At 43.4% G+C, this 7077-nt stretch carries 8 protein-coding genes and 1 pseudogene; 3 read left to right on the top strand and 6 right to left on the bottom strand.

Annotated elements, in window-relative coordinates; all coding sequences use genetic code 11:
* Positions 1-475: 475 nt before the first annotated feature.
* From PN457_RS17085 to PN457_RS17075, 3 genes and pseudogenes are all read right to left on the bottom strand, one after another.
* A pseudogene (locus PN457_RS17085) lies at positions 476-751 on the bottom strand (glycine betaine ABC transporter substrate-binding protein); the annotation flags it as partial.
* A 39-nt stretch (positions 752-790) separates the two neighbouring features.
* A complete protein-coding gene (locus PN457_RS17080; RefSeq protein WP_271734748.1) occupies positions 791-1423 on the bottom strand; it encodes an ABC transporter permease in 633 nt (210 codons plus the stop codon).
* Entirely contained in the window at positions 1420-2175 is a 756-nt protein-coding gene (locus PN457_RS17075; protein WP_271734746.1) for an ATP-binding cassette domain-containing protein, read from the bottom strand. The genes PN457_RS17080 and PN457_RS17075 overlap by 4 nt, the downstream gene beginning before the upstream one ends.
* Positions 2176-2353: 178 nt before the next feature.
* Between PN457_RS17075 and PN457_RS17070 the strand changes: the two genes are divergently transcribed.
* From PN457_RS17070 to moeB, 3 genes are read left to right on the top strand one after another with little or no spacing between them, the layout of a single operon-like run.
* Positions 2354-2713 (top strand): four helix bundle protein, encoded by a 360-nt coding sequence (locus tag PN457_RS17070; protein ID WP_271734744.1) that lies wholly within the window; start codon positions 2354-2356, stop codon positions 2711-2713.
* Positions 2713-3180 carry a M67 family metallopeptidase gene (locus tag PN457_RS17065; protein WP_271734743.1) on the top strand — a complete coding sequence of 156 codons (468 nt, stop codon included), beginning with the start codon at positions 2713-2715 and terminating at the stop codon, positions 3178-3180. Before PN457_RS17070 ends, PN457_RS17065 begins: the two co-directional genes overlap by 1 nt.
* 53 nt (positions 3181-3233) lie before the next feature.
* Positions 3234-4406, top strand: a complete 1173-nt coding sequence (gene moeB / locus PN457_RS17060; RefSeq protein WP_271734742.1) for a molybdopterin-synthase adenylyltransferase MoeB — start codon at positions 3234-3236, stop codon at positions 4404-4406.
* A 199-nt stretch (positions 4407-4605) separates the two neighbouring features.
* Here moeB and PN457_RS17055 read toward each other — a convergent pair whose 3' ends face one another.
* The 3 genes from PN457_RS17055 to PN457_RS17045 all read right to left on the bottom strand — a co-directional run bounded on the left by PN457_RS17055 (position 4606) and on the right by PN457_RS17045 (position 6965).
* On the bottom strand, positions 4606-5334 hold the full coding sequence (locus PN457_RS17055) for an ABC transporter ATP-binding protein (protein WP_271734741.1): 729 nt from the start codon (positions 5332-5334) through the stop codon (positions 4606-4608).
* A 56-nt stretch (positions 5335-5390) separates the two neighbouring features.
* Positions 5391-5615, bottom strand: a complete 225-nt coding sequence (locus tag PN457_RS17050; RefSeq protein ID WP_271734739.1) for an indolepyruvate ferredoxin oxidoreductase subunit alpha — start codon at positions 5613-5615, stop codon at positions 5391-5393.
* 138 nt (positions 5616-5753) lie between these two features.
* The gene (locus PN457_RS17045) at positions 5754-6965 is read right to left on the bottom strand and encodes an ATP phosphoribosyltransferase regulatory subunit (RefSeq protein WP_271734750.1); all 1212 of its coding nucleotides are present in this window, start codon (positions 6963-6965) and stop codon (positions 5754-5756) included.
* Positions 6966-7077: the final 112 nt, after the last annotated feature.

The raw sequence follows: 7077 nt of genomic DNA, 5'->3' as shown, positions 1-7077 counted from the left end.
ACTTGCAGCATCCGGTTAGCACCTACTTTTAGACTCGACCTTCTAAAAGAGCTAACAAGGGGTTACTTCGTTCCGTGTGTCCATTCTGTGTACCTTTAGAGTGATGCTATACGCCGGGTTTATCAGAAGTGCAAAACGGTCTAACAAGTAATAGCCGTTTCCTTATCCTTTACCTTTTGGTTCCAGCCTATCAGCCTTATTTGGCTGGTTTGGGTTTACGACGTTTTAGACACATCTTCAACTTTCGTTTTACTCATGGGTACTTTGCTTGACGTGTACCAGGTTAGGCTCCCAGTAGGAACGCCTTTTCTTCCTGCTTTACGGATTGATGGCTAGTCGCTACCGTAAGGAAGATGCTGTCACCCTTGCACCTAGGGGATGGGATTCTCACCCACATGAACACACAGTTATAAGAGTCTGGTTTTACCCTCTCTTACCTTCCATCCCTGGGCATAACTGCTCCTTTAGGAAGAACGAATCGCACACCTGTATACTCAATATAAGCATCAATTTGTCCAGCCACAAGCGCATTATGACAAACAAAAGTCCCACCTAAACGAGGGCGGCGAGTAACTGTTAAATCAGTATGATCCTCGATTTGCTGGGCTAAAAGTTCCCCCAAAATATCTTGTTCAGTAAAATTCTTAGAAGCAACAACAATATCACCAGTATCGCTAGAAGTAGAATTGAAATTACAACCAGCGATCGCTACCAACATCAAACAAGTTAAAACAGACAAAAATCTTTTCATTTGTTCCCAAAGCCACAACCACCATAAACCATCAAAAATTTAAGTTTTAACTGTTAATTTTCTTTCTAACCAACCAATACCCCCATCAGCCAGCAGAGCAAGAATTGCCGCCGGGACAGCCCCAGCTAAAATTAATTGATTATTTACCACGGCAATTCCGCGAAAAATAAACACCCCCAAACCACCAGCACCAATAGCGGCGGCGATCGTCGCAATACCGATAGAAATTACTGTTGCTACCCGCACACCTGCCAAAATCACCCCCATAGCCAAAGGAATTTCTACCTGTGACAATAATTGTCTATCTGTCATTCCCATACCTCTACCAGCTTCCCGAATTGCGGCATCTACTCCGGTGATCCCAGTGTAAGTATTACGGATAATGGGCAAAAAGGAGTATAAAGTTAGGGCAACTATGGCGGGAATCATACCAATACCCCCAATAATCGGCACTGGAATCAGTAAACCAAATAATGCTAGGCTGGGGACGGTTTGCAAAATATTGGCAATACCGAGAACCCCCTGGCGCAGGTGAGTTTTGCGGGTGATGAGAATACCTAAGGGGATACCAATGACTGTCGCCGTGGCCATGGCAATGCTGACCATAAATAAGTGTTCTAGGGTATGTTGGAGGATTTCCGGAGCATACTTAAACAAGAAAAAGTCATTCATAAATTTTCCAGAGATTGCAGACATTTGAGAAAAGCTAGACTTTCAGGATGTACAGATCCCTTAAATTCATCCTTTGTCCCTAATAGTACTAGTTCTCCCTCAGACATTAACCCAACTCGGGAAGCCAAAACAAAGGCTTCTTGAATATCATGGGTAATAAACACCACAGTCTTATTTAATTCTTGTTGTAACCGGTGAAATTCTTGTTGTAGTTCTAAGCGCGTCATGGGATCAAGGGCGCCAAAGGGTTCATCCATCAATAATACTGGCGGGTCGGCAGCTAATGCCCTAGCTACACCTACCCGTTGCTTTTGTCCCCCCGAAAGTTCATGAGGATAACGCCCAGCAAATTGTTGAGGCTCTAACCCTACCATTTGCAACAATTCATACACCCGGATTTTAATTTGTTTAGATTGCCAACCCAGTAAAGTCGGCACTAAAGCTACATTACGTTCTACGGTGAAATGGGGAAATAACCCAGTTTCTTGAATGACATAACCAATATTGCGCCGTAATTTAATTTCATCCCATTCAGTGGTGGGAATGCCATTAAATAATACTTCACCTTGTGTAGGCATCAAGAGGCCATTGATTAACTTCATAGTAGTGGTTTTGCCGCTCCCACTACGTCCGAGTAATACTAGGGCTTCTCCCTGAATAATAGAAAAATTGAGATGAGATACCAAAAAGCGATGGTTGCGTCTAAGGGTAACATCGCGGAATTCCACTACAGTAGGTTGATGGGGTTGCATTATCAAGTTGATTTTTACTATGATTATTTTATACTAAAAAATACAGTTAACGATATTCGGTTTTTTCCAGGAATTGGATGATATTTAATTGGGTAGCATAGTGCTAGTAGCTCAATAGTGGCATATGATAATGAGGTAGGCATTGGTCACCCCATAAATCCTCAAGGATACCAATACAATGACAGATTTTAGAGAACTGCAAGAATGGGAAAAAGCGCATGAACTGACAATTGCAGTTTATGAAATTACTAAAACCTTTCCAGAGGAGGAATTGCTGGGACTAACACAACAAATCCGTTTAGCTTGTGCTTCCATCGCCATTAAGATCGCTCAGGGATGCGATCGCGATGACTATGAAATCCAACTGGATTGTCTGGAAATGGCGAGGGATGGGGTAATTGAAGTGGAATATTACCTGCTGCTTTGCCATGACTTGCATATACTCAAAACTTCTGATTATGATCGACTCATCAGTGATGTCGTGGAAGTTAAGGAACTGCTAGCATCTTACATTGATCAGCAAAGTCGCAATTTTTGATGAATAGTCGGGTACTCAAACTCCTTCCCCACCACCAGCAAATGATTTGTAACCATGGTGAAAGCACCTACCCAGAAGAATGCTGTGGGCTAATTCTTGGTCGTCTGGGTAGGGAGGGTAAAACTGTCATAGAGATCATACCCACAGAAAACACCTGGAACAGCCAAGGCGATGATTTGACTGGTGAACAGATAGTAGAGAGTACCCGCAAAAGATATGCGATCGCCCCCCAAGTGATGTTACAAGCACAAAAAACAGCACGCGATCGCGGTCTGAATATTATCGGTATTTACCACTCACACCCTGATCATCCTGCTATACCTTCAGAATGCGATCGCCTATATGCTTGGGCGGAATACTCGTATATAATAGTTTCTGTTAACAATGGCAAAGCTGGTACGGTCACAAGCTGGAGTCTGGATGAACATGATCAGTTTCAACCAGAGTCCATTAACAAGATAATTTAAACATACCCTTTTTTCGGTAGTATAAGTATTCCTCGCTGATCTACTTAATTTCTATGCTCAATCCCAATCTGGATGAAATCCAGTTGACCAAAGACGATTATGAACGCTATTCCCGCCATCTGATTTTGCCAGAAATTGGGCTGGAAGGGCAGAAGCGTTTAAAAGTGGCTAGTGTATTGTGTATTGGTACTGGTGGACTAGGTTCGCCATTACTGTTATATCTTGCTGCAGCAGGTATTGGCCGCATTGGTATTGTTGATTTCGATGTCGTCGATACTTCCAATCTGCAACGCCAAGTTATTCACGGTACATCCTGGGTAGGTAAACCCAAAATTGAATCGGCAAAAAATCGCATTCACGAAATTAACCCCTATTGTCAGGTTGACTTGTACGAAACTCGCCTGAGTTCAGAAAACGCCATAGATATCATGCAGCCCTATGATATTGTGGTTGATGGTACTGATAACTTCCCCACCAGATACCTGGTTAATGACGCTTGCGTGTTATTAAACAAGCCCAACGTCTACGGTTCTATTTTCCGCTTTGAAGGACAAGCTACAGTATTTAACTACGAAGGCGGCCCTAACTATCGTGACTTATACCCAGAACCACCACCGCCAGGAATGGTTCCCTCTTGTGCAGAAGGTGGCGTACTGGGTATTTTACCAGGAATGATTGGGATTATTCAGGCTACGGAGACAGTAAAAATCATCACCGGACAAGGTAACACCCTCAGTGGAAGATTACTGTTGTACAACGCCTTAGATATGAAATTTCGGGAGTTGAAACTGCGCCCTAATCCTATTCGCCCCGTAATTGAAAAGCTGATAGACTATGAACAATTCTGCGGAATTCCGCAAGCTAAGGCGCAGGAGGCTAAACAGCAGATGGAAATGTCAGAAATGACTGTCAAAGAATTGCAGGAATTACTAGATAGCGGTGCTAAGGATTTTGTTCTCTTAGATGTCCGTAACCCCCATGAATACGAAATCGCTAAAATTCCTGGTTCTGTATTGATACCCTTACCAGATATTGAAAATGGTGCAGGTGTAGCCAAGGTAAAGGAAATACTGAATGGTCATCGCTTAATTGCTCATTGTAAACTGGGGGGACGTTCTGCCAAAGCTTTAGCTATCCTCAAGGAAGCGGGTATTGAGGGGACTAATGTTAAAGGTGGAATTAACGCTTGGAGTAAGGAAATCGATCCTTCGGTTCCAGAGTATTAAAATGTTTTAGGCGAGTAACGCAGAGAATCTGCGTTACTAAAGCCTTTTTCAGGCTCATGAAGTACACACCAATTCCCTATTCCCTGTTCGGTGTGTTCCCTGTTCCCTCAAACTAAAAAAATTTGTACCTCACGAGCATGGGAAATGCTATAAGTTTGATGATCATTAACCTGAGGTGATGGCTATTTTTAACAGAAGTTTAATGGGTTTTACCAGCACCCAAATATAATTCAGCTACTTTAGGATCATGTAGTAATTCTTGACCAGATCCAGAAATAGCATCACGTCCCGACTCTAGGACATAGCCACGGTCAGACATTTCTAAGGCTTTACGGGCGTTTTGTTCCACTAAGACAATTGCTGTACCTGTGTGATTAATTTGTTTAATCTGCTCAAATACTTGGGTAACTAGAATGGGGGATAAGGCCGCAGAAGGTTCATCTAATAACAATAAACTCGGTTCCAACATCAATGCTTTCCCCATGGCCAGCATTTGGCGTTCTCCTCCTGAGAGTGTACCAGCACGTTGGCGACGGCGATCGCTCAGTCTAGGAAACATAGTAAAAATTTTGTCTTTTAAGGGTTTGATGGGGACATTCCGCACAAAAGCCCCCATTTCTAAGTTTTCCTCTACACTCAGGGAAGGAAAAACATTAGAGATTTGTGGTACATAACACATTCCCCTAGTGACGATTTGATTGGACTTTAGCCCAGCAATATTTTCACCTTTAAAGGTAATAGTACCCGTGTGAGGAGTCAGCAGCCCAAAGATGGTTTTGGCTAAGGTGGATTTACCCGCACCGTTGGGGCCAATCACTGCGACCAGTTCACCGGGTTTGAGACAAAAATTTACGCCCTGGAGGATATCTATATCTTTAATGTATCCAGCGTGGACATTTTTAACTTCTAATAAATATTCATTACTCATTGGTCATTAGTCATTGGTCAACGGTGTTATAAATATAAAACGTTGACCGAAAAATTTTAAGGTGTTTTTTGTAAATCGGGTCTTTCTTCGGCAAGGATCGCATCTGCTACTGGGCAAACTTGGATACATATACCACAATCGATACAGGTGGCAAAATCAATCCAATACCAATCGGTCCCCTTGACATTTTTACCTGGGCCTTCATGAATACAAGCTACTGGACAAGCATCTACGCAGTCAGCAACACCTTCACAAACATCAGTAACAATGGTGTGCGGCATTTTTTCAATTCCCTTTCTTTCGGATCAGCTATATCTAGCCTAGCAGGATTATTTACCAACCTCCACCTCACCCCCAACCCATCTTCTGACCAAGCAGAGGTGAGTTAAAGATAGGGCGAGGTTTTGTGCTAGAATGAACTACAGCAATGGTTCATTGATAATGGAACCATCTGATTTAACCCAAGCAATTTGGGCAATACCGCGATCGCTGGCGTATTGTCTAATAGCTGCTTCATCTGTGCCGCCTAAATCCATTTCTACTCTCAGCAAATCAGGACAATCACGCAGTTTTTGGGCGTGGGCAAAGGCTGCAGCTGTAGCATTTGGTGTCTGGGCTACTACTAACCAGTGACTGACTGGGGTTGATTGTGGTAATTGCTGAGTAGATAAAATAACTTGGTATAAATCTTCAATGTTTAAGACAAAACCAATCCCAGGAATATCTTCACCTTGGGGATGATATAAACCTAAAAGCTTGTCGTAGCGACCACCCCGCCCTAAAACTCTGGCTTGTGAACCAGTATCGCTAACAATTTCAAAGACTATGCCAGTATAGTAGTCTATAGTTTGGATTAAGCTGAGGTCAAGAATTAAAGGAAAATTGCCTTCTGATTGTAATAACTCTACCACAGATTTGAGATGATTAACCATCTCTTGCTGCTCTGGAGCTAAACCAAGAGCACTAACTTTTTGTAAGACATCCCCACTATCACCGCGCAGATCCATCATAATTCTGGCGCGATCGCGTAATTCATCGCTCAGGGGTAAAGTATCTATGGCGATGCGGTCAAGATGGGCGATCGCACTGCGAACTTGAGCTTGGAGATTTCGGGGGAAAGCATCCAGGAGCGATCGCGTAATTCCCGCTTCCCCCAAAATTAAATGCCAATTCGGCAACCCCAGTACCGCCAGACAATTGCTTGCCAACAGCAGCACTTCTGCATTAGCTAACAATCCCCCCACACCTAACAACTCCACCCCAGCTTGATAAAACTCTTGCTGGCGATTGTGCCTGTTTTCCCAGGTACGGCGAAAGACATTGGCATTATAGTAGAGGCGTTGGGGATAGGTAACATCCGCCATCCGCGTAGCCACTGCACGAGCAATAGAAGCGGTCAATTCTGGACGCAGACCTAATTCTTCATCTTCACCATTTTGTAGTTGAATCACCATCTGGCGCTGAATTGCTTCTCCCGCCATTAGAGTATCCATGCGTTCCAAAGTTGAAGTGATAATCCTGTGATATCCCCAACGATGAAACACCTGCTGTAATCTATCTTCAATCCAGCGTTTTTGTGCCACATCTAAAGGTAATAAATCCCTGGCTCCCGCTGCTGGTTGATACACCATTATTTTTTCTTCCCACCAAACAAACCACCAAACAAACCCCACCCCCAGATTTATCTGCTTGCTTACAGCCATGATCAGGAGGTGAAGTTGCTGTCGGGCGACTAACTAGTTA

It is taken from the genome of Anabaenopsis arnoldii (assembly GCF_028331025.1).
Classification (GTDB): Bacteria; Cyanobacteriota; Cyanobacteriia; order Cyanobacteriales; family Nostocaceae; genus Anabaenopsis; species Anabaenopsis arnoldii.
Note: the sequence above shows the minus strand (reverse complement) of the source record. Positions and strands in the feature narration are given on the sequence as shown.